Origin of the sequence: Pseudonocardia sp. SID8383 (assembly GCF_009864975.1) — a bacterium.
Taxonomy (GTDB): Bacteria; Actinomycetota; Actinomycetes; order Mycobacteriales; family Pseudonocardiaceae; genus Pseudonocardia; species Pseudonocardia alni.
The window spans coordinates 1-238 of sequence record NZ_WWFY01000618.1 but is presented as its reverse complement, the minus strand read 5'-3'; the positions used below and the strand labels follow the sequence as shown (position 1 = coordinate 238).

Genomic DNA, 238 nt, shown 5'->3' with positions numbered 1-238 from the left:
CCGTACTGACCGGCGCCGTACTGGCCGGCGCCCGGCTGGGCGACACCGTGCTGTCCCGCACCGGGCTGCCCCGCGACGTGCTGTCCCGCGCCGTACTGTCCCGCGCCGTACTGGCCCGCACCCGGCTGGCCGGGGGCGTACGGGGCCGCTCCGGGCTGGGCGGCGTAGGGGCTCGCGCCGTACTGGCCCGAGGCGTAGGGGTCCGCGCCGTAGGGCGTCGCACCGGAGGCCGCACCGT

General features: G+C 79.4%; 1 pseudogene. It reads right to left on the bottom strand.

Annotated features, from left to right (window positions below):
* Window positions 1-238: pseudogene (locus GTW08_RS14855) on the bottom strand (serine/threonine protein kinase); the annotation flags it as partial.